We start from the raw sequence: 23,356 nt of genomic DNA, 5'->3' as shown, positions 1-23,356 counted from the left end.
AAATGTAAAATTATTTCTTTTTCAATGTTAAGATATATTCTACCATTTTTTTAGCATCTTCCTTGGATACCTGAGGATGGGGCTGCATTGGAACACTTCCCCAGACTCCGCTTCCGCCCTCAATAATTTTTGAAGCAAGCAGTTCAATATCTTTTTCAGAATATTTATCTGCTATTTCCTGGTATGAAGGTCCTATCATTCTTTCATTCACGGTATGACACCCTGTACAATCCAATGTTTCAATAATCTGATCTCCTGAAAGGCTGGTTTTGGCAGGCTCAGAAATTGTTGTTTCTGAAGATATAGTGTCAACCGGTGTATTTTCTTTTTTAGAACAGGAAATAAGGGAAAGCCCCACAAATCCTATCAAAAACAGTTTTTTCATTATTATTTCGTAAGAGTATCTGCTTTTGCTTCACTTGCAGGAACCGATACGGCAGCATTTACGTCTGCTTCAGGCTTATTACGGGTTGTTGCAGACGAATCCACCACTGTAGTAGTTACTTCCGGTTCTTCAAGCATAGTATTGCTGTCTTGTAATGAATGATCCGTTTTTTTAGAACAGTTCACCACGAATAAACTTCCGATAAATGCGATTGCTAATACTTTTTTCATTATTTTTTCTATATAAATTCAGACAAAAATATAAAAAAATAAATTGCCAGTTCATGATAAATCACATCTTCATCATATTTCTCAAAAAAATTATTATTTCAGTAACCTGTATATTAAAAAGATAGTTTTAACTTTAAGCTATGGTAAGTCTTTCTAAAATTTTATTTTTCACCAGCCATCATGGTATTTATACGGTGCTGATTCTGTTTTTTATTTTTGGATTATTGGCTTTTGTTACTAAAAAAAGCTGGTTCCTCATTCTTATTCTTCCTTTAACCAGAAAGTGACAGAACTAAAAAAGGAGCTGCAACAAATGGAAAAATAAATTCAAGCATGTGTTGTTGTATGTTAAAAATTTTATTTACATTTGCCTCATGCTTAATATTAACAACAATATGTGGTGGTGGCTTTCAAACTCTTCGTCGGGTCTGAAGCTTTTGTCATGTTGTTAACTCACAACAGGAATAATACAAAAAATATATCAGGACTTTGACGAACTCGTCAAAGTCTTTTTTTATTTATTAAATTCATATAAAATAACTCCCTAAAATGTTCCATAAAAAAATACAAATAAAAACGGTTTCCAAAAAAACATTGGGTGATCTGAAAACTCCAATGAACATTTATCTTCAACTCCGGGATAAGTTTCGGGATACCATTCTGCTGGAAAGTTCCGATTCCAAAAATATCGACAATAATTTTTCCTTTATTGCGATCAATGCCATTGCGGGAATTGAAATTAAAAATCTCAAAGAATTCGAAGTAAAATTTCCCGGAGAAGAACCGGTCAAGCAGTTCATTATCGAGCATAAAGTTGCAGATATTTTTGAACAGTTTTCCAGTATTTTTGTCTGTGAAAAGACCAAAGATCCCGTAGAAGAAACTGCCCAAAGTCTTTTTGGGTATACCAGTTATGAAGCAGTTCAGTTTTTTGACACCGTTACTTTCAAAGCACAAAGCCCGGAAGTTGAAATTCCTATTCTCAGATACAGACTCTATCAATATGTTATAGCCATCAACCATTATACGGATGAAATGCACATCATTGAAAATCAGATCGAGGGAGTAAAGTCAGAACTGTATTTACTGGAAAGCCTGATTAAAAACCAGAATCCCGCTATCTATCCTTTTGAAAAGGTAGGTGATGAAACCTCCAATATTACCAATGAGGAATATATTGATCTGGTAAAAACCGCCCAAAAGCATTGTATGAGAGGGGATGTTTTCCAGTTGGTTTTAAGCAGGAGGTTTGAGCAAAAATTTCAGGGTGATGAGTTCAATGTTTACCGTGCGTTAAGAAACATCAATCCTTCCCCTTATTTATTCTTTTTCGATTATGGAAATTACAGATTGTTTGGCTCCAGTCCGGAAAGTCAGCTGATCATTAGGAACAACAAAGCCATTATCCATCCTATTGCCGGAACTTTTAAAAGAACGGGGCATTTCGATACCGATCTGCAATCTATTGAGGAACTGAAAAAAGATCCTAAAGAAAACGCAGAACATACCATGTTGGTGGATTTGGCCCGGAATGATTTAGGAAAACTCGGGAAAAATGTTACGGTTACCAAATTAAAAGAAATTCAGCTTTTCTCACATGTTATCCATATGGTAAGTGAGGTAACCGCTGATTTACCGGAAAACCAGAATCCTTTTGAAATGATCGCCACTACATTTCCTCAGGGAACATTAAGCGGAGCCCCTAAACATAAAGCACTACAGCTCATCAATAAATATGAAAAAGATTCACGCGGCTATTATGGCGGATGCATCGGCATCATCGGACTGAACGGCGAATGTAACCAGGCCATTATGATCAGAACATTCCTAAGTAAAAATAATACACTCTACTATCAGGCCGGAGCCGGAATAGTAGCCAAATCTGAGCCGGAAAATGAGCTTCAGGAAGTGAATAATAAACTCAATGCCTTAAAAAAAGCAGTCCAGAAAGCTGCAACTATAGATTAAAATAACAAACAGAATGAAAACATTAGTTTTTGATAATTACGATAGCTTCACTTATAACCTTGTTCAGATTATAGAAAGGATTCTAAATGAGAAAGTGGATGTCTTTCGGAATGATGAAATCACATTAGCGGAAATTGAAAAATATGATAAAATAATACTTTCACCCGGTCCCGGAATTCCTGAAGAAGCCGGAATTTTACTGGATCTCATTAAAGAATATGCGGCAACCAAAAGTATTCTGGGAGTTTGTTTGGGGCAGCAAGCCATTGCAGAAGCTTTTGGCGGAAGCCTGATTAACCTCACTGAAATTTTTCACGGTGTGGCCACTTCCGCCGAATTTGTAAAAAATGACACTAAACTTTTCAGAAATTTATCTTCAGGAATAGAAGTCGGAAGGTATCACAGTTGGGCGGTAAATCCTGAAGATTTTCCGGAAGAACTGGAAATAACCGCAGTAGATAAAGACGGAATGATCATGGCGTTGCAGCATAAAATATATGATGTGCATGGCGTACAATTTCATCCTGAAAGTATTCTGACTCCCGACGGAGAAGTCATTATCCGGAACTTCTTACATAGCTAAAGCAATAAAGAAAGATCACCTTCATCGTTAGGATGTGATTCTGTTAATAAACCAATGCCTCCACTGAAATGAATACCATAATACAAGATCCCTCAACCATAAAGACCCCACAAATGAAAGAAATTTTACAGTACCTGTTTAATCATCATACCTTATCCAAATCTGAGGCTAAGGCTATCATGATTGAGATTGCGCAGAATAAATTCAATAGTATTGAAGTAACAGCCTTCATCAGTATTTTCCTGATGCGGAATATTACTTTAAAAGAATTGGAAGGCTTCAGGGAAGCCTTGTTGCAGATGGCAGTTCCTATTACTTTGGATGCAGATGATACGATAGACATTGTAGGAACAGGTGGAGACGGAAAAAACACTATTAATATTTCTACCCTGGCAAGTTTTATTGTTGCCGGAGCAGGACAGAAAGTCACCAAACATGGTAATTACGGAGCATCCACTATTACCGGATCTTCCAATGTAATGGAAGAACTTGGCTACAATTTCAAAACCGATATTGATACGCTGAATCAGGACCTTGAAAAAGCCAATATCTGCTTTTTACATGCGCCTTATTTTCATCCCGCTCTTCAATCTGTCGGTGCATTACGAAGATCATTGGGTTTAAGAACTTTTTTCAATTTGTTAGGTCCATTGGTTAATCCTGCCAAACCTAAATTCTCAATGATCGGTGTTTACAATCTTGAAATTGCAAGGATCTATCAATATCTTATGCAAAAAGATGAACGCGATTTTATCTTGGTTCACGGCATGGATGGATATGATGAGATCAGCCTGACTCATGATACCAAGATTATTACTAAAAAAGGAGAAGAAATCTACTCTTCCGAAGATCTTGGTTTCGACTCTGTTAGTCCGGAAAGCATAGAAGCAGGAAGCACTTCCCATGAAACGGCAAAAATTTTCAGAAATATCCTGCAGGGAAAAGGAACCAAACAGCAAAACTCAGTGGTTTTAGCCAATGCTGCCGTTGCTCTGCACAGCACCAATAAATTTGGTAGCTATGATGATTGTCTTTTACGGGCCCAGGAAAGTTTAGAAAGTGGCAAGGCTTTACAAAGCCTTCAGCTTTTGCTGGAATAATCGTAAGAGTCTTGTCATTCAGAACGAAATGCAATGAAGTGAAGAATCTTAAATTAAACTAAATGAAAACTTTAGGAACTCATAATTATTATGTATACATTCTAACCAATATCAATAAAACTGTTCTTTACACAGGAGTTACAAATGATTTGAAATCCCGATTATATTGGCATAAAAATCCTGAAGGAGGAAATAATCATTTCACAACCAAGTATAAATGTTTTTATTTGGTGTATTATGAAAATTTTCAAGATATAGAACAATCAATTTCAAGAGAGAAACAAATCAAAGGCTATTCAAGATTAAAAAAGGAAAACCTGATCAATACCTTTAATCCTGATTGGAATTTTTTAAACGAAACGATCGAATAAAGATTTCTCACTTTGTTCGAAATGACAAAGAGAAAAAAATTAAAAGAACACAATGACAATACTGGACACCATTATAGAGAGAAAAAAAGAGGAAATTAAGATTTCACAATCGAAAGCTTCTGTTGAGGAATTAAAAGACTCGGGATTCTTCGGAAGAAAAAACCTTTCTTTAAAGGAATCTATAAAAAATAAAAGCGGAATTATTGCCGAATTTAAAAGACAATCTCCGTCAAAAGGAATCATTAATGATAATGTTTCGCCTTCAGAAGTGGTTTCTGCATACCAAACATTTGGAGCCAGCGGAATTTCAATTCTTACGGATAAAGATTTCTTCGGAGGCTCATTTGATGATATTCTGAATGTGCGAGAACAAATCAATATCCCTATTCTCCGGAAGGATTTTATGATCGATGAGTACCAGTTCTATGAAGCCAAAAGTATCGGAGCAGATGTTGTTTTATTGATTGCTTCTTGTCTTTCTCCCACCCAGGTTAAGGAATTCACCGCTCTGTCTCATGAATTAGGATTGGAAGTTTTACTGGAAATTCATACAGAAGAAGAATTGAAACATTGTCATTCAGAGATTGATCTGGTGGGAATTAATAACAGGAATCTTAAAGATTTTACGGTAGATCTACAGCATTCCGTACAACTGAAAAACCAACTTCCTGAGAATGTTTTATCCATTGCAGAAAGTGGAATTTATAATCTGGAAGATTTCAGGTATCTGAAAGAACAGGGCTTTGACGGATTTCTGATGGGTGAATATTTCATGAAGAATAAAAATCCGAGAAATGCTTTTTCAGATTTCATCAAAAATATCACTTAAAATGGGCACAGAAAGTAACTTACAATTAAAAGTCTGCGGATTAACAGTTTTAGAACAAGTAAAAGAGCTCATTGCCCTGAAAGCCGATTTTCTTGGTTTTATCTTTTATGAAAAGTCGCCAAGGTTTGTTTTAAACCACCTGAATCCGGATGATATTTCCAAAATTGACCATCGAGGTAAAGTTGGCGTTTTTGTGAATGAAAAAATCAACAGAATAATAGAAATAGCTGAAAAAGCTAATTTAGATTTCATTCAGCTTCATGGAAATGAAAGTGATGATTTTATTTCTGAATTAAGGAAAAAACTAAACCCGAAAGTCGGAATTATTAAAGTTTTCAGGATTGGAGAAGACTTTAATGTGGAAAAATTTTACACTTCGGTTCACGCCATCCAAAATGATATTTCCTATATTTTATTTGATACGGATAGTCTCTCATTTGGCGGAACAGGAAAACAGTTTGACTGGAGCTTGCTGGAGAAAATAGAAATTCCACTTCCTTATTTTTTAAGCGGTGGAATATCAGAAGATGCTATTGAAAATGTAAAAATGATAAAAAAGCAGCCTTTTGCATTAGATATCAATTCAAAATTTGAAATGAAAGCAGGGGTTAAAGACCTTGAAAAAATAAAAAGATTATATGAAAAATTATAAAAATCCTGATGAAAACGGATATTATGGAGAGTTTGGAGGAGCCTTCATCCCCGAAATGCTTTATCCGAATGTAGAAGAATTACAAAAAAATTATCTCGAAATCATAGAATCTGAAGATTTTCAGAAAGAGTATCAGTTTTTATTGAAAAATTATGTGGGACGTGCTACTCCACTTTATTATGCTGAAAATGTAAGTAAAAAGTATAATACCCGTATCTATTTAAAAAGAGAAGACCTCAATCATACCGGAGCCCATAAAATCAATAATGCTCTCGGACAGGTTTTATTGGCCAAACGTCTCGGTAAAACCAGAATTATTGCAGAAACCGGAGCCGGACAACACGGTGTTGCCACTGCTACAGCCTGCGCCTTATTAGGTTTGGAGTGCATTGTCTATATGGGTGAAATCGATATTCAACGGCAGGCTCCGAATGTGGCAAGAATGAAAATGCTCGGCGCCAAAGTGATTGCAGCAACTTCAGGCTCAAAAACATTGAAAGACGCTGTGAATGAAGCATTAAGAGACTGGATCAACAACCCTGTCACCACCCACTACGTCATTGGAAGTGTAGTTGGTCCACATCCTTTTCCTGATCTGGTGGCCAGATTTCAAAGCATTATTTCAAAAGAAATTAAAGAACAGCTGAAAGAACAAACCGGAAGACAAAACCCTGATTATGTGATTGCCTGTGTTGGCGGCGGAAGCAATGCAGCAGGAACTTTCTATCATTTTGTAGAGGAAGAAGAGGTTAAAATCATTGCCGCAGAAGCAGGAGGACATGGCATTGAATCAGGAAAATCGGCTGCCACAACTTTTTTGGGTACATTGGGTGTTTTACACGGAAGTAAAAGCCTTGTGATGCAGACAAAAGACGGACAGGTTATTGAGCCCCACTCTATTTCCGCAGGATTGGATTACCCGGGAATCGGGCCGTTTCATGCGCATCTGTTTAAAGAGAAACGGGCAGAGTTTTTCAGCATTAATGATGATGAAGCACTACAATCTGCTTTTGAGCTGACAAAGTTGGAAGGAATTATTCCCGCATTGGAAAGCGCCCATGCATTAGCTGTTTTAGACAAAAAAAGGTTCAATGAAAATGATATTGTGGTGATCTGCCTGAGTGGGCGGGGTGATAAGGATATGGAAACGTATTTGAAGAGTTATGAATTATAAGTTAATAGTGATGAGTTCCAAAACTCTCATCTAACCTCTAATCTTTAACGTCTAACATCTAAAATAAATGAAAAAACTAAATATATATTTCACGGCGGGGATCCCCCAATTGGAAGATACCGTTGAAATAATCAAACTTATTCAGGATTCCGGTGCGGATATGATGGAAATCGGAATGCCCTATTCCGATCCTGTAGCCGACGGTCCGGTCATTCAGCATGCCCATGAGCTGGCTTTGAAAAACGGAATGACCATTGAAAAGCTTTTTTCCCAGTTAAAATCCATTAAAAACGAAATAAAAATTCCCGTTATTTTAATGGGGTACATCAATCCCGTTTTAAGTTTCGGATTTGAAAACTTTTGTAGAGAATGTTCGGAAAGCGGAGTTTCCGGATTAATCATTCCGGACTTACCTCCTATTGAGTTTGAAAAAAATTACCGGGAAATCTTAGCAAAATATAAGCTTAATTTCACTTTTCTGGTAACCCCTGAAACATCAGATGAAAGAATGGTATATCTTGACTCTCTAAGTTCGGGGTTTTTATATGCAGTAAGTTCTTCATCCACAACGGGAACTCAAAATGCTGTTTTGAAAAATGAAGACTATCTTTCAAAACTGGCTTCTCTTCCTCTTAAAAACCCTCTGATGATCGGTTTCGGTATCAAATCAAAAGAAGATTTTGAAAATGTAACTGAAAAAGCAGACGGAGGGATCATTGGAACGGCTTTCGTAAACATACTACTGGAAGATAAAGATTGGAGGAAGAGCGCCATAGATTTTCTCAATTCCATAAAAGGATAAAATTCAGTAAATTTGTACATCAATACAGGGTATGAAATCGCGATTCCATATGGCCTTTAAAAGAAGATAGACGTAGACATATGAATACACATCAGAATAAAGTAGTAGAATTTGAAGATTTAGGCATAAAAGAATATCAGTCCGCTTGGGATTATCAGGAAAGCCTGATGAAAGATATTATTGATACCAAAATAAAAAACCGTGACCTTCCTGCCGAACAGCACCTCATCACTCCGAATCATTTGCTTTTGGTAGAGCATCCTCATGTTTATACATTAGGAAAAAGCGGACATGAAGAAAATATGTTAGCTGGAATCGACCAATTAAAAGAGATTGATGCCACTTTCGTGAAAACCAACCGTGGTGGGGATATTACGTACCATGGATATGGGCAAATAGTCGGCTATCCTGTTTTAGACCTTGAAAATTTCTTTACAGACATTCACTTATATATGAGAAACCTGGAAGAAGTGATCATCAGAACCATTGGTGACTTCGGGTTGAAAGGAGAACGCTCACAAGGTGAAACCGGGGTTTGGCTGGATGTAGGAAAACCTTATGCCAGAAAAATATGCGCTATGGGCGTAAAAGCTTCCCGTTGGGTAACGTTACACGGTTTTGCATTGAATGTGAATACAGATATGCGCTATTTCGAATACATTATTCCCTGCGGAATCAAAGATAAGCAGGTAACTTCCTTGAAAAGAGAACTGGAAAGAGAGCTTACTCCTGAAGAATTTGAAAATGTAAAAGCAAGTATCAGAAAGCATTTTGTGGATGTTTTCGGAGCAGAGCTTGTGAATAGATAAAATCACAATATATTTATCATTAAATTATCATTCCGCAGGAATCTGGGCAACGTTAAATAAAATAGTGTAGATTCCAACGGAATGATAATTTTTTTTACTCTACCTTATCACAGAAATCCCTGCATCCACCTTCAATTCAACACCATGAATATAAGATGCTTCTTCTGAGGCCAAGAAAAGTACTGTACTGGCAATTTCTGAAGGTTCACCCAATCTTTTAAAAGGAATAGTAGGGATAATTTGTTCAACCGCATTTTCAATCTGCTCAACATTCAGACCTGTGTTATTAAAAATATTGGTTTTGATGTGTCCGGGACTGATGCCATTCACACGAATTCCTCTTTCCGTTAATTCCGCAGCAAAAGTTTTGATGAAAGACTGTACTGCTGATTTTGCCGCAGAATAGATCGAAAAGTTGGGCATTGCAATGTCTGTAGCAACAGAAGTATTGAAAATAACGGAACTTCCCTTTTGCATCAGAGGCAACATTTGCTGAACCGTAAAAAAAGGACCTTTTACTAATAGATTAAAGAGCTCATCAAATCCGTTTTCATCAACATTTTCAATAGGGGCAAACTTTCCATAACCAGCATTGGCAAAAACCAAATCTATGTTTTGGGCATATTTTCTGACCTCACTCTGCAGGTTCATCAGATCTTTCATACTTCCCGCATCCGATACAATCCCAAAAGCATTTTTCCCTAATGTCTTCAATGCTTTATTTACTGTTTCTTCCCTCCTTCCGGTAATAATGACTTTTCCACCTTCATGAATGAATTGTTGTGCGGTTGCCCAACCCATTCCATTGGTTCCGCCTGTAATTAAAGCGAATTTGTTTTTAAATCTTTGCATTATTTCTTGTTTTAATATCTTCTTGCAAAAATGAGCATCGGGTCTCTCTAAAAAAATCCGAATCTTGCGGACTTATGATTTTTTATATTTTTTATATGCGATGATTCCATTTTTCCCTTTAAAGGGATATTTTATGTCGCGTTTTTCCTTTAAACAAAGAATTTCAATGTGTTAGAAGAAAAAAAAATATTTTTTTTATAAAATTTGTTTGGTTAGCATTTGAGTTTTTCTTAATTTCATATCACCAATACGGGAAATATTAAAAATATTATTTATAAAAACTATAATTCATATAAAACACCAAACCATTAAATCTTAAAAATCATGAAAAAACTATTCTTATCAATGGTGGTATTTTTGACTTTACTGTCGTCAAATGCCTGCTCAGACTCCGCTACCAATCAAGATGTAGTTGGAAAAGAAAACACCAGTAACCATGTTGCCGCAAGGGACTTCGGAAAAACGGTTCCTGTGGGAATTAATGAAGAAAACGGAACGTTGAAAGTTTCTTTCATCCTTAGTGCCCAATTCTACGAAATTAAGCCAAGCAAAGAAAATGAAGAGTACATCAGCCTGATCAGGCAGGCTATACAGAATGAGTCTCCTATTCATGTTTTTATGAAGCTTAACAGCAATGAAATCGTGAAGGTGGAAAAAGGAACTGAGGAAGATGTTAAATACTTTAGGTCTATCCTGACCAAGGAAGAAAAACCGGAACTTAACAAATTGACGAGTGTACTTCCCAATGTAACTACTTTAAACAATATGTTTACTCAAATTAAAAACCAGTCGTGCGGAACTTCAACAGCTTCTTCTCCGTGTATTACATTCAGATATGCTGTAGACGGTTGCTACGCAAGAGCTCACAAAATGAGACAAATCCTTGTGAACAATGGATATGATTGTGAAAAACAGTTTATCTATGGAAATCTAAAAGCCTCTACCGGTTCTTGCTGTGTATCATGGAATTATCACGTAGCCATTTTGGTGAGCTATAAAAATGCTTCCGGAGTTACTGAAAAAAGAATTATTGATCCGTCCCTGTTTCCTAACGGGCCTGTTACTGAAACTACCTGGAGAAATGCGTGTGTAAATACCTCTTGCGGAACTGCATCCTCTTCTTCTTATGCCAATACAGCAGGAAATATTTATTACAGAAGCTCAACCGGATCTTATTTGTATGATAACAGTTACATCAATACCAATTGTGTACTGACAACGTTCTCATCACTTTCCGGCTGTTCTCCGACACCGGCTCCAAGCGTATCACACTGCGGAGGAATCTCTTAATATATCATATGCAGCTCCTGTATATTTATAGGTAAATTGCAAGAGCTGCATATTAAATACTATTCTTTATGAAAGCATGGATTTATATAATATTCTTTATGATCACATCTTGTTCCCATAATCCCAACTCACAGAATTTAACCTGGTATAATAATTCAACCATCAACCAGGTTACTGAAGATCCGGAAAACCCGGAAAAATTTCAGCGGGTGACTATAGGAATAAGTCAGCAGGTTTTTTACCTGTCAAAAAAAGATCCCGATTATCAAATCCTTTTGGAAAAGCTTAATCAGAGTGCTAAAGAAGGAAAAGCTTTTAATATAGGTATTGAAAATAATACGAATATTATAAGGCAGGTGAATGAGATAAAATAAAAACAGGCTATCCTTGTGATAGCCTGTTTTACCTTTATTTATCCTTCTGAAAAGCATCTACTTTTTGATAAGCATCGTTTTTCTCTTTTTCCTTTTTATCGGAAATCAGAATTCCGAAAAGATGGTCTATCTCATGCTGGAAAATTACTGCGGTAAACCCTTCTACAATTTCTGAATATTTCTGTCCTTTCAAATCCACATACTCCAGCTGAATGACTTTACTTCTATAAAACTGGTCCCTGAAATCAGGAATAGACAAGTCTCCTTCCGGTCCTAAGTTCTGTATTTCCGATCTCCATACAATAACCGGATTAATGAAATATTCCAACGGTGTATTTTCTTTATCAAAACGCTGAACCCAGATTACTTTTCTGTTGATCCCCACCTGCGGAGCAGCAATGCCCACACCTCCATCCGTTGAAAGGAGAGAAAGCTTCATCCTTTTAACCAAAGCAGCCGTATGAGGATCCAGGGGGTCAATTTCCGTGGAAAGATTTAATAATGTTTTATGCTGATCAGGCTCGGTAATCTGGTAAATAGGCAAAGCGGAATTAATATCACCCTGATTGATAATGGAAAGCTCCTTAGGAGTTAATTCCTGAGCAAAGATCCAATTAACTGATAAAATTAAAAATAAAAATATTTTTTTCATAAGCAATCCAATGATACAAATATAAGATGTAAAAGAATAACCTACCCGTCAAGCTTTATGCGTTGTATAATAAATTTATTTTAAAAAAACCAACAAAACAGGTTAAAATTTTATTAAAATTTTAAACATAATTATAAAAAATTATAAAAAGTAAATCTAAGTTGCACCATCAAAACAGTTTAATTAACTTACCGATTCAATTTTTACATAAAAAAAATTAACTAAGAAGTGATTTTTTGAGAAATTAAACTAAACTTTATACTGTATGAAGAAAATTTTACTTTTTCTAGTACTGGCCTTTACAGGGCTCATTTTTGCGCAAACCTGTCCCGTTGCTACGGTTCCGTTCTCGCAATCTTTCAGTTCAGGAGCTTTACCCGCTTGCTGGACGAATACCAACCCTTCATCTACCAGTGCCACCGCTATTTGGAAATTTTCCGGTTCTGCCGGCTACGGAGCTACCGGTAACGGTGGAAAACCTGCAGGTACTTTTGCCTGGGTAGATGCCAGTTCACCGTATGCTAACCTTCATAATGTTGAGCTTACTACTCCACAGATTAACTTAACGGGTTTAACAGTTCCGTATGTTGAATTTGAATGGTTTAAAAACCATCTGACTTCCGCGACAGGTACACTTCCTCCTTATGACAACAATGTCTTGAAGGTACTTATAAATGACGGAAACGGATGGGTTCAGATCTTCTCTAACGATACCAATGATTCTGAATGGAGGACCGTAGGAATACCTTTAGCTGCCACCTACATAGGAACTACTATCCAATTGAAGTTTATAGTAGATAAAGACGCTGCAGGTAATGGTTATTTTTATGATGATGTTTTGCTGGATGAGGTAAAGGTAATGGAAGCTCCTACCTGTTTTGAACCTACTACATTACCCGTTACCAATCTTGCGCCTAATTCAGCTACTATCAACTGGGCTGCACCGGCACCAGCTCCTGCCAATGGATATGAGTATTATTACAATACGACCGGAGTAGCCCCTACGGCAGCAACAGTGGGTACACCAACGGCAGCAACTACAGCAAACCTGACTCCCCTGGTGTCAGGAACTACCTATTACTGGTGGGTGAGATCCGTATGCTCTCCAACAGATAAAACAGCCTGGATAGCCGGTCCTTCATTCACGCCAGGACAAATAGGTTCAGGTACTGCTACTTTGGCTAATCTTCCTATGTATTCCTGCTCAGGATATAATTATTCTCAACAAATATATACAGCGGCTGAAGTTGCCGGTGCAGTAGGTTCCAATCATTATATTACCAAAATCAGATTTTATGTATCATCCACAGCAGCCACTCAGGCTAATTATAATAACTGGACGGTGTATATGGGAAATACTACACAAGCTAATTTCCCTACCACTACCAGCTGGATTCCTGTCTCATCCTTAACGCAGGTATATTCAGACACAGTGCCTACGATGACAAATGGTAACTGGGTAGAACTTTTATTAACGACTCCTTTCTTGTGGAATGGCACAAGCAATATTGTGGTTGCTGTTGATGAAAACACCGCAGGTACATCATGTACTGCCCAATGGGGAAGTTATACAGCGGGTACCAACAGAGGAATGTTGTATTACAACACCTCTAATAATCCTGACCCGACAAGTCCACCGACAGCCACCAGCAGATATTCCACCATTCCAAGAATACAGTTTGAAGCTATTGATTTACAACCATGTACCACGGCTCCGCCAACTAATATCAATATTTCCAATCTGACCTCTTCAACAGCCACTGTTTCATGGACTGTAACTGCAAATGCTACTTATGTATTAAGATACAGACAGATTGGTTCTCCTACATGGATTACCATAAACCCTGCTGCTAATCCATATACAATTTCAAACCTGAATGGAAATACTCAATATGAAGTACAGGTTTCCACTATCTGTGGTGGAACCCAGGGGCCATTCTCAGCATCCACCAACTTTACCACTCCGGCTATTAGCTATTGTAATACAGGTACTGCTACCGTTACAAACGGCTACATCAATAATGTTACCATGACCGGTGTGAATACGCCAATCATGAGCAATAATTCTAATGAGAGTACTTATACGGATTATTCCAATGATCCTGCTAAGCTTATCACTTTAGGACGTAATACCACAGGAAATGTACTTTCTGTGGGAAGAACTATCCTTTCCAGCACCTATTCTACCAATGCCTGGATCGACTTTAACGGGGACGGGATTTTCAACAATATCCCTTCTACAACTCCTGGAGGTGAAAGAATTATGAATTTAGGGTATTCCAATACGACTCCTGTAACCGCTACTTTCGCTGTTCCTGCCAATGCTTATATGGGAACCAACAAGCTGAAAATGCGTGTTATTGTATATTTATCTACGCCGGCTGATGCCTGTGCCAATCTTACCAGCAACGGGGAAGTAGAAGACTATCAGGTTAAATTTGTAGATATTCCTGCATGTACTACTGCAGCACCAACAGGGATTACCATGAGTAATATTGCTGCCACTGCTGCTACTGTTTCATGGATGGGAGCTACCGGTGCTACTTATTATGTAAGATGGAGAACCACTTCACCGGTTGGTGCATGGGTTACTTCACCTCTTGTAACAACGAACAGTTATAACATTACAGGTCTTACAGAACAAACGGCTTATGAAGTACAGGTGGCTACCGTATGTGGTGGAACTCAGGGACCTTGGTCTACTTCTACAACATTTACCACCACCCCTATTACCTATTGTCCAATGACAGGTACAGGAACCAATGACCATATCTCCAATGTGACCATTACTCCTGTAAATCCGGGTATTCCGCCAATGAGTAATACCTCCGTACAGACTAATTATATCAGCTATACCACTCCTGCCACCCTTATCACATTAGATATCGGATCTAACGGCAATAAGATTTCTGTTGCCAAAGGCTGGACAGGATCGACTTATAATGATGCGGTATCTGCATGGATCGACTTTAACAGGAACGGGGTATTTGAAACTACTGAGCAGATCTTAAACTCCGCAGCAAGCACCACATCTCCTGTAACAGCATTGTTTAATGTACCGACCACGGCTTATAACGGACCGCTTACAACCACAATGAGAGTAGTGCTGAAACGTACCAGCTCTCCGGTAATGTGTCAGAATGCTTTAAATGGAGAGGTAGAGGATTATGCGGTGAAATTAAGACCGTGTGCCAACACGACTCCTAATGCACCTACATTCAATACCATTACGCATAACTCAGCAATTGTTAATATTACAGGTGCTGCGAATAATATCACGTATCTGGTACAATACAGAGTACAGGGTACTACTGCATGGACGGATGTATATGCATCTACCCTTTTAGGAAATGTTCCGTTGACATTAACAGGTTTAACGCCTGCAACAACTTATGAGGTACAGGTTTCAGCGGTATGTGGAAATACCCCTGGAGCTCCGACTGCCATCAAGACCTTTACCACCAGATGTGATCCTACACCACCAAGTGTTTCGATCAGTAACATCACCACGAACTCAGCTCAGATCACCTGGACTCCGCTTGCAGCGAGCTCCACCTATGTGATGAGATACAGGGTAGTGGGAACAACAACATGGATTCAGGTCAACTTACCGGCACCACCGGCCAATACCTATACTCTTCCGGGATTATCTCCGTACACTACGTATGAAGTTCAGATCGCCAATATTTGTAACGGTGAGACAACGATCAATCCATGGTCGAATCCTAAAGTATTTACAACGGAAAGAACATGTGAATTGCCGCCTCCCGGATTAACGATTACGACTCTTACTCCAACATCCGCTGTTGTGGTTTGGGATCCTTTCCCGGGGGCAACCTATGTCTTAAGATATAGAAAAGTGGGTATTCCGAGCTGGACTACAATAGCCGTTCCAACGAATACCTATACACTGACTAACCTTCTTGAATTAACAAAGTATGAAATGCAGGTAGCGAATGTTTGTAATGGTACTGTTGCCGAATTCACAAAACTGTATTTCTTCACAACCCCTACGGTGATCTATTGTCAGATGTCTTCACAGAATTCAGCGACAGATTATATTTCAAAAGTGACGGTGAAGCCAAACGGCAAACCTAATATGGAGAATGCTTCGGGAGCTTCCAATTACACTGATTATTCAGGTAACCCTGCCACTTTCATTGAACTGATCCAGGGATCTACAGGAAACCAGATCACGATAGAGAAAACCACAACCAATGAGGCTGGTGTTGCGGTATGGATCGACTTTGACAGAAGTGGTACTTTTGATCCTAATGAAAGAATCATTGCTACAGGTCCGAATACAACAACTCCTGTCACAGGAACATTCAGTGTACCGGCTAATGCATTTGTAAGTATGACAGATTACAAATATGTAGTGATGAGAGTAGCAATGCAAAAAGGAGGTATTCCGGTGAACTGTACAAGCTTCCCATATGGAGAAGTAGAGGATTACACCGTAAGGATTTCTAAGTTACCTGTTCCGAATTCTCTGAACCAGGATGATATTATGATCTACCCTAACCCGGTAAGCTCAATATTGCATGTGAAGAATATCAGCAGTAAAGCTGGATATAAAATATACAGCTCAACAGGACGCCTTATTTCCAGCGGAGTTCTCCTGAACAACCAGATCAATGTGAGCCAGCTCATCAATGGTGTCTACATCATTGATATTGAAGATGTAAAAGGCAATATTCAGAAGAAATTCATTAAAGAATAATTCATTCAAAACAAAAAAGCTCTCAAAAACGGGAGCTTTTTTTGTTTTTATAGGCTTGTAATATTATTAGTAGGTTTTCGTCATATCTGATGGAATAATCAGGTTGAAATTCGTAGGAACGTAATCTTTTTGAGGGATTTTTAAATCCGGGTTTTCAGTTTCAAAAACAGAGATCACTGCTATTTTCAGGTGAGGATTCTTTTGTTTGAGATACCAATAAATTCCACCGAATTCTTTGCTGTGATAATTTCCGTTGTAATGAATAAAAGTTTTACCTTCCTGAATGTTTTTCAGGATGGATTCTGCCATCGTTGCATCTTTTGTAGCCTGTGCCGAAATGAAATTCATCACTTTTGTCCCTTCAGCATGATCTCCCATCATGGCTTTCATTTCTTTGTAGCCGGGAGTTTCCAGACTTACTTGGATAGGCAGCTGAGCTATATATTTTTTCTCCTCTTCATTTAATGCAAGCAAGGATTCAATCCCTTCCTTAGCAGTCTGAGAAGCATATCTTCGTGGAATATTGGTCGCAATGAAATCCAGTTTTTGGGCTTTTGCAAAATCTACCAAAGGCTTATAATCTGTGGTATAATTATTCCATAAACGGGCTGAATCTTTCAGGGCTTTGGCATCAAAAACCCCTTTTAAATACTGGTTCAGCTGGGATTGGTTATCTCTTTCGAACATTTCCGCTCCAAGAATAATCTGTCCGTTTTTTCTGGCATACAAAGCTTCCGTTACTTTCAGCTGAAGCCAGTGATTAATGGAGTTATTGTGGTTTTCGCCAAAAAGTATGACGTCATATTCCGCCAGTTCTTTGATTAGTTTATCAGTGGATATTGCTTTTCCTTTCTGATCATAAAATTGGTATGCCTTAAATTCCTGGGCATTTAAAAAGGAATAGCCTGCAAGCAATAGTGCTATGAAAATATTTTTCATTCTTATCATGTTATAAAAATACTATTATTTTCAAACTATAAAATGAAAGCAAACATTAAATTTACTTTATTTTCCGGTTTTGAAATAAAAAGTAAAAAGACCGCCCTGCCTACAAAGCAAAACGGCCTCATTCAAAATCATCTAACTATTATTTCTCTAATTCTGCTACAAGATTTTTCCATTCCTGCAGCTCAGGAATCCCCGGTTTTCTTTTCCCGAAGAACTGAACAATAATGTCTCCTTCTTTATTAAATACTTCTATCGCTGTCACGTCTCCGTCTTCCGTCGGTTTTTTAACGATCCATGCTTCTGCAATTTTGGTCACATCCAAATGGAGATTGAAATCCGGATCCATTACATTGAACCACTGCTGATGCCAAAGTGTTTTCTTCACATGTCCTGTGTGAATCTGGATGATCCCTCTGTTCCCAACAAATACCATGATCGGAATATCTTTTTCGGAAGCATCTTCCAGAACATTGACTACCTTTGAGTTGTCGATTTTCACTGCAAAACCTTCCGGAGCCAGTCTTAAAGCCTGGGTTCTGCTTACTCCGTATTTTCTGGTCATCGTGAAGAAATTGTGGGTGTCTTTTAGTTCTCTCCATTCTTTCTGGAAAGCTTCCACATCAATTTCAGCATCCGGCTTTTCTTCCGGCTTCGGAACAACTGCTTCAAATTCAAAAGCCTGACTTTGATCTTCTGCTTTATATTTTTCTACAATAACATCAAATGCTTCTGCATTGCTTTCTTTCGTTACATAGATTTTGTGAAGTGCCAATCCGTCCTTACCAAAGAACTGAAGACTTTTTTTGTCTCCTTCCGTTACTGCAAAAGCAAACTTCCATGAGTGTAAGAAAATTCTCAGGTCAATATCTTCTCCTACGAACAATTGGGCATGAGGACTGCTGAAATCTCCGTTCAGGTAAGTTCCTTTTCTTTCATGAACGCATTCGTCATTACGCGTAAGAGCCATTACTTTTCCTAATTGTTCAACTTCTGACAAGATATCTGCAAATTCCGGTTTCAGAGCCATTACTCCTTCACCTATGTCCGTTACTAATAATTCTGCTTCGCTTACGCCTAGTTGTGTAGCGGCATTTCTTATTCTCAAATGCGGGTTTTCCGCTTTCAGAGCTTCCCATTTTTCTTTTAAATCGTTCACTAATGTGCTCATTCTATTATTTTTTTATGGTTAAAACTGTATAGATTCTTTTGATGGTTTCGTTGGTTGTTTTGCTTTTCACTTCTTCTTCCTTTTCAGAAATTTTCATTCTCTTGAATTCGCTTTCCGAGATAAGCTCTTCCATTTCACTGTTGTTGTACAAAGTAAAATTGAAAGCGGTGAAAGGAAGCTTTTCCATGAAATCCTTTTGCCCAAAAGTGAGAACAAAAGTTCCGTTGTCCTTTAAAACTCTATGGACTTCATTTAAAAAAGCAATTGGCTCTTCCCAGAAATACACTGTATTGACAGTAACTATTTTATCAAAGGTTTTGTCTTTAAAAGGAAGCTTCTTCCCTTCATACAATACAAAATCCACCTGATGCTCCCATTCCCTGTTCAGTTTCTTAGCCTCCAGATGCATGGTTTCGGAAATATCAATTCCGGTATATTTTATATGGTTAGCTTTATTTAAAATAGTTTTCAAATGTCCTGCATTGCCGTGCCCTATTTCAAGGATATGCTCATCGTCTTCTATCAGAAGGGCCTTGATGCTTTCTGAAGTCATCCCGATATTGGTTTCGTTCATCATTTCGCCAATCTCGATGCCTTTTTCTCCTTGCGGATGGGCAAGATTTTCAGCAAGTATTCTTAGTTCGTCTTTTTCCATGGTTATCCGAAAATGATCATTGGGTTATGAGTAATAGGATGCGGACAAATGGTACACGGGAAGTTGTAGGCATTACTGATATTTTCAGCCGTGAAAACTTCTTCCGGCGTTCCGTAGGAAGAAACCTTCCCTGATTTCATCAACAGAATTTTGTCTGCAAACTGTGCTGCTAAATTGAGGTCATGTAAAACAACTATAGCACTGTTGGCTTTTTTCGTGAAGTTTTTAATAGTTTCCAATGCCTTATACTGGTGTTTAATATCTAAATTATTCAATGGTTCATCCAGAAAAATAAGTTTGTGGGCAATTTCATTCTGCAATTGTGCCATTACCCGGGAAAGATGTACCCGTTGTTTTTCTCCACCCGACAAAGTATTGTATTCCCTGTCTTTGAGATGAAATACGTCCGTTTCATACATCATATTGTTCATCGCTTCATGGTCTTCTTTCTTTGGCTGTCCGTCAAAATAAGGATATCTTCCCATCATCACGACATCTTTTACGTCAAGAGGAATATCGGTGCTGTTGTGCTGGGAAAATTTAGCTTTATGCATAGACAATTCTCTGACTTCCCAATTGTTGATAGGCTTACTTTTAAATAGAATTTTCTGCTTAGATTTTACTTCATTCGACAAAACACTGAGTAAGCTTGATTTTCCTGCTCCGTTGGGTCCAATAATAGCCAGAAACTCACCATATTCCACCGAAACATCTACTCCATCCAGAATATGGAACTCTTTATGCTTATAATTGATCTGATGCGCCTTTATCATTACAATGATTTTTTATGTTTAACCAGAATCGCAATAAAGATCGGTCCTCCCATTAATGCCGTCAGTATCCCGACCGGTAATTCCGAAGGCTCTACAATGCTTCGGCTGAATGTATCTGCCGTCAATAACAAAATACTGCCACAAACTGCCGATAAAGGCAGGATAAAAGCATAATTGGACTTAAATAAAAGCCTTAAAATATATGGTACAATGAGGCCTACAAAGCCGATCGTCCCTGAAAAAGCGACACTGCTTCCAACCATTAATGCTGTGATAATGATGATCTGCTTCTTTAATCTTTCGACATTGATTCCCAAATGCTGTGCATCTTTTTCTCCCAACATCATCGCATTCAATGCTTTTCCTTTAGGCAGTAAAATAACGTAAGAAATGACCAGCACTACTGCTAAAACAATATTCTTCGTCCAGGTAGCAGCCGCCAAGCTTCCCAAATTCCAAAAGGTAAGATCTCTTAATTGCTCATCCTTTGAAATATAGATCAGAAAACCAGTGATGGAAAACCCTATAGCCGTAATGGCAACTCCTGTTAAAAGCATCATTACAATATTGGTTTTTCCTCCACTTGTAGAGATTCTGTACACCAGCATCATGGATAAGAAAGCTCCTATAAAAGCAAACAGGCTTACCAGTGAAAACTGTACCGCTTCAGGAAGATATTCTTTGAAATGTCCTCCCAAAACAATAGCAATTGCAGCTAATAAAGTAGCTCCGGAAGTCAAACCGATCAGATCCCCTGTTGCTAAAGGGTTTTTAAAAAGTCCCTGTAATCCCGTTCCTGAAACAGCCAACATACTTCCGATTAAAATGGCCATGATAATTCTCGCTGCACGCACATCCCAGATCACATATTGGTCGCTTAAAGCCAAATCAGGATCTCCCTGTATAGACTGCCACAATATTGTGAACGGGGATTTTCCTCCAAAATCATACACCCCGGTGTTCAGTGACCATACCGCGATAAGAATCAGCAGTATGGCACTTATAGTAATATAAAAGTATAGTTTACTTTGTGTTTTCAATTAATAATTTATTTAATCCTACTGCAGCTTCTCCTAATCTTGGTCCGAAACCTGAAACCAAACCGCCGTCCATGGCTATAATCCTTTTATTTTTACCCGCATTGGTCTGCGAAACACCAGGCATTTTAAGAGCACCTTCATTCCCTCCGGCTCCCTGTAATCCGCTTGTAAAGAAGAATAATACATCCGGATTTGCTTTTACAACGGCTTCAGGCGTTAATGGTTTGAAATCTTCAAAATCATTCACTGCATTTTCACCTCCTGCAATGGTGATCAGCTTTTCCATCGGTGTGTTTTTTCCCCCTACCATCAGCATATTTCCTCTTGCGTAGATGAATAATACTTTAGGTTTTTTAGCAATCGGCTGGATTTGTTTCAGATCAGCATCAATCTTATCGATTAATTTCTGATAGTCTGTATTGCCTATTGCTTTCGCAACGTCTGCTATTAATTTTTTAGTTCCTTCTACGGAATATTCCTGTTTGAAAACCTCAGATTTGATCCCTGAAGATTTGATTTTTCCTAATAATTCCGGGTTAATGTCTTTTTCAGATGCTAAGATCAAAGTAGGGTTTACCGCCATGACCGGCTCAATAGTCATCGATCTTACGTGACCTAGATCTTTGGCCGTAGCTTTTAATGTTTCAGGATAAGTACTGGTAACATCGGTTCCCACGATTTCTTTTTCGTGTCCTAATGCACTTACGATTTCGGTAATTCCGCCACTCAGGGTTACAATCTTATGATTGCTTTTCGGAGTTTCTGATGTAATTTCTGCAGGGTTTTCTTTTTTAGTTTCTTCTGCTTTTTTGCATGAGAATACTGCTAAAAGGACAGACGCTATTACAACGAATTTTTTCATGTTATTACTGATTAGATTATTTTTATAAAGGTTGATATTCGAATTGTGGTCTACCACGTTCTCCGGCTGTACTGGTCAATCTTGTAAACCTCAGCTTGAAGTAATATCCTTCTGCATCTTTAATAATGTAGAAACGATCGCCATAAACTTCCAGTCCGTTCACTCCTACCGGATTTCTCCAGTTGGAACCGATTACTCTCTGGTCATTGTAAATGAATTTGGACTGATCAATATCCGGCGCTTTGAAATTGTTATACACTTCAACTCCGGATGCAGGTGCCGTTACTTTTACTTCATACGCTCCTGCTCCGCCCACATTATTGATGGTTACAAAGTCTGCATAAATATAACTTCCCGCTCCCATAATGGTATTGGTGAATACCGTGAAGCAGATGTCCCATTTTTTTCTTTCCGGCTGAACAGGTATTTCTTTATTACTTTTCAGGCTTACAAAATTGTAGTTATAAGCAGTATTTTTAGTAATGCTCAATTCTTTATGGGTAGTTTCATTCAATTGAGCATACTTTACTTTATATCCGTCACCTGATCTCACTACCTGAACTTTCATCCAGCCTCTGTCATCACCTCCCGTTGCAACCGATCCGGTTGCGACAGTGCCTGTATAGATTTCTTTTCCCATATTAACAAGGTACACTGCATTTTCAGCGTCATTCACCTTGATTTCCTCAATTGCGGTATATCCTGAAGGGAAATTTCCGTTCACATCATCAATATAAACTACATTGGAAGGATTAAAGTTGGCCACCTGAACCTGGTCTTTTAAAGTTGCCACACTTGCTTCTGTAACTAAATCTATATTGGTTGCATTAGGAATTTTTCCTGCTGCCATCATGATCGATGAGTTCAGCATCACTTTAAAAGCGTTTCCTGAATAGAATGCCAAATCCCAATCCGTTCTTTTGGTAAGGATCTCCGTATGGGTTCCCAGATCAATCCAAACCTGGTTTGGTTGAGTAGCTCCACCTACATCCGGGTTTACGACTTCACCGTCCGTAGGAACTATGAAAACAGGATCTTCATTATCATTGATACATGACTGAGATATAAAAGAAGCTCCTATTAAAAGGGAAAATAGTATTTTCTTCATGTGTAAAG

General features: G+C 38.1%; 23 protein-coding genes. 12 read left to right on the top strand and 11 right to left on the bottom strand.

Features of this window, described 5'->3' with window-relative positions; all coding sequences use genetic code 11:
• Nucleotides 1-10: 10 nt before the first annotated feature.
• A complete protein-coding gene (locus BCF58_RS09340; RefSeq protein ID WP_121461526.1) occupies nt 11-385 on the bottom strand; it encodes a c-type cytochrome in 375 nt (124 codons plus the stop codon).
• Nucleotides 386-387: 2 nt separating this feature from the next.
• The gene (locus tag BCF58_RS09335; protein WP_121461525.1) at nt 388-615 is read right to left on the bottom strand and encodes a hypothetical protein; all 228 of its coding nucleotides are present in this window, start codon (nt 613-615) and stop codon (nt 388-390) included.
• Between the two features lie 549 nt (nt 616-1,164).
• Here BCF58_RS09335 and BCF58_RS09330 point away from each other — a divergent pair.
• From BCF58_RS09330 to lipB, 9 genes are all read left to right on the top strand, one after another.
• Nucleotides 1,165-2,583 carry an anthranilate synthase component I family protein gene (locus tag BCF58_RS09330; RefSeq protein WP_121461524.1) on the top strand — a complete coding sequence of 473 codons (1,419 nt, stop codon included), beginning with the start codon at nt 1,165-1,167 and terminating at the stop codon, nt 2,581-2,583.
• A gap of 13 nt (nt 2,584-2,596) precedes the next feature.
• Nucleotides 2,597-3,166, top strand: coding sequence for an anthranilate synthase component II (locus BCF58_RS09325; protein WP_121461523.1), 570 nt, complete (start codon nt 2,597-2,599; stop codon nt 3,164-3,166).
• A gap of 113 nt (nt 3,167-3,279) precedes the next feature.
• The gene (gene trpD / locus BCF58_RS09320; RefSeq protein ID WP_121462023.1) at nt 3,280-4,266 is read left to right on the top strand and encodes an anthranilate phosphoribosyltransferase; all 987 of its coding nucleotides are present in this window, start codon (nt 3,280-3,282) and stop codon (nt 4,264-4,266) included.
• 62 nt (nt 4,267-4,328) lie between these two features.
• The gene (locus tag BCF58_RS09315; RefSeq protein WP_121461522.1) at nt 4,329-4,637 is read left to right on the top strand and encodes a GIY-YIG nuclease family protein; all 309 of its coding nucleotides are present in this window, start codon (nt 4,329-4,331) and stop codon (nt 4,635-4,637) included.
• A gap of 52 nt (nt 4,638-4,689) precedes the next feature.
• Complete coding sequence (gene trpC / locus BCF58_RS09310) at nt 4,690-5,466, top strand: indole-3-glycerol phosphate synthase TrpC (RefSeq protein WP_121461521.1); 777 nt, start codon at nt 4,690-4,692, stop codon at nt 5,464-5,466.
• Nucleotide 5,467: 1 nt separating this feature from the next.
• Nucleotides 5,468-6,118, top strand: coding sequence for a phosphoribosylanthranilate isomerase (locus BCF58_RS09305; RefSeq protein WP_121461520.1), 651 nt, complete (start codon nt 5,468-5,470; stop codon nt 6,116-6,118).
• Entirely contained in the window at nt 6,105-7,292 is a 1,188-nt protein-coding gene (gene trpB, locus BCF58_RS09300; RefSeq protein WP_121461519.1) for a tryptophan synthase subunit beta, read from the top strand. The genes BCF58_RS09305 and trpB overlap by 14 nt, the downstream gene beginning before the upstream one ends.
• A 67-nt stretch (nt 7,293-7,359) precedes the next feature.
• Nucleotides 7,360-8,094, top strand: a complete 735-nt coding sequence (trpA, locus tag BCF58_RS09295) for a tryptophan synthase subunit alpha (protein ID WP_121461518.1) — start codon at nt 7,360-7,362, stop codon at nt 8,092-8,094.
• Between the two features lie 80 nt (nt 8,095-8,174).
• Complete coding sequence (gene lipB, locus BCF58_RS09290; protein WP_121461517.1) at nt 8,175-8,903, top strand: lipoyl(octanoyl) transferase LipB; 729 nt, start codon at nt 8,175-8,177, stop codon at nt 8,901-8,903.
• A 99-nt stretch (nt 8,904-9,002) separates the two neighbouring features.
• Here lipB and BCF58_RS09285 read toward each other — a convergent pair whose 3' ends face one another.
• Complete coding sequence (locus BCF58_RS09285) at nt 9,003-9,755, bottom strand: SDR family oxidoreductase (RefSeq protein WP_121461516.1); 753 nt, start codon at nt 9,753-9,755, stop codon at nt 9,003-9,005.
• Between the two features lie 324 nt (nt 9,756-10,079).
• Between BCF58_RS09285 and BCF58_RS09280 the strand changes: the two genes are divergently transcribed.
• Both BCF58_RS09280 and BCF58_RS09275 read left to right on the top strand, forming a co-directional pair.
• Nucleotides 10,080-11,045, top strand: coding sequence for a protein-glutamine glutaminase (locus BCF58_RS09280; RefSeq protein WP_147462049.1), 966 nt, complete (start codon nt 10,080-10,082; stop codon nt 11,043-11,045).
• A 98-nt stretch (nt 11,046-11,143) separates the two neighbouring features.
• On the top strand, nt 11,144-11,419 hold the full coding sequence (locus tag BCF58_RS09275) for a hypothetical protein (protein ID WP_228434770.1): 276 nt from the start codon (nt 11,144-11,146) through the stop codon (nt 11,417-11,419).
• A 34-nt stretch (nt 11,420-11,453) separates the two neighbouring features.
• Here the strand turns inward: BCF58_RS09275 and BCF58_RS09270 are convergent, their stop codons facing one another.
• On the bottom strand, nt 11,454-12,071 hold the full coding sequence (locus BCF58_RS09270) for a peptide deformylase (RefSeq protein WP_121461513.1): 618 nt from the start codon (nt 12,069-12,071) through the stop codon (nt 11,454-11,456).
• A 265-nt stretch (nt 12,072-12,336) separates the two neighbouring features.
• Here BCF58_RS09270 and BCF58_RS09265 point away from each other — a divergent pair, with 265 nt between their 5' ends.
• A complete protein-coding gene (locus BCF58_RS09265; RefSeq protein ID WP_121461512.1) occupies nt 12,337-16,794 on the top strand; it encodes a fibronectin type III domain-containing protein in 4,458 nt (1,485 codons plus the stop codon).
• A 66-nt stretch (nt 16,795-16,860) separates the two neighbouring features.
• Here the strand turns inward: BCF58_RS09265 and BCF58_RS09260 are convergent, their stop codons facing one another.
• The 7 genes from BCF58_RS09260 to BCF58_RS09230 form a co-directional block, all read right to left on the bottom strand.
• On the bottom strand, nt 16,861-17,733 hold the full coding sequence (locus BCF58_RS09260) for a ChaN family lipoprotein (protein WP_121462022.1): 873 nt from the start codon (nt 17,731-17,733) through the stop codon (nt 16,861-16,863).
• 148 nt (nt 17,734-17,881) lie between these two features.
• Nucleotides 17,882-18,910 (bottom strand): hemin-degrading factor, encoded by a 1,029-nt coding sequence (locus BCF58_RS09255; RefSeq protein WP_121461511.1) that lies wholly within the window; start codon nt 18,908-18,910, stop codon nt 17,882-17,884.
• Nucleotides 18,911-18,914: 4 nt separating this feature from the next.
• Nucleotides 18,915-19,565: a class I SAM-dependent methyltransferase gene (locus tag BCF58_RS09250; protein ID WP_121461510.1), complete on the bottom strand. Its 651-nt coding sequence runs from the start codon at nt 19,563-19,565 to the stop codon at nt 18,915-18,917.
• Between the two features lie 2 nt (nt 19,566-19,567).
• On the bottom strand, nt 19,568-20,338 hold the full coding sequence (locus BCF58_RS09245; RefSeq protein WP_121461509.1) for a heme ABC transporter ATP-binding protein: 771 nt from the start codon (nt 20,336-20,338) through the stop codon (nt 19,568-19,570).
• Nucleotides 20,338-21,378, bottom strand: coding sequence for a FecCD family ABC transporter permease (locus tag BCF58_RS09240; RefSeq protein WP_121461508.1), 1,041 nt, complete (start codon nt 21,376-21,378; stop codon nt 20,338-20,340). Before BCF58_RS09240 ends, BCF58_RS09245 begins: the two co-directional genes overlap by 1 nt.
• Nucleotides 21,362-22,240 carry a heme/hemin ABC transporter substrate-binding protein gene (locus tag BCF58_RS09235; protein ID WP_121461507.1) on the bottom strand — a complete coding sequence of 293 codons (879 nt, stop codon included), beginning with the start codon at nt 22,238-22,240 and terminating at the stop codon, nt 21,362-21,364. The genes BCF58_RS09240 and BCF58_RS09235 overlap by 17 nt, the downstream gene beginning before the upstream one ends.
• A 22-nt stretch (nt 22,241-22,262) precedes the next feature.
• Nucleotides 22,263-23,348: an HmuY family protein gene (locus BCF58_RS09230; RefSeq protein ID WP_121461506.1), complete on the bottom strand. Its 1,086-nt coding sequence runs from the start codon at nt 23,346-23,348 to the stop codon at nt 22,263-22,265.
• Nucleotides 23,349-23,356 lie beyond the last annotated feature (8 nt).

The organism is Chryseobacterium defluvii, from assembly GCF_003634775.1.
Taxonomy (GTDB): Bacteria; Bacteroidota; Bacteroidia; order Flavobacteriales; family Weeksellaceae; genus Chryseobacterium; species Chryseobacterium defluvii.
The sequence above is the reverse complement of the archived record's forward strand: the minus strand, read 5'-3'. Positions and strand labels throughout refer to the sequence as shown.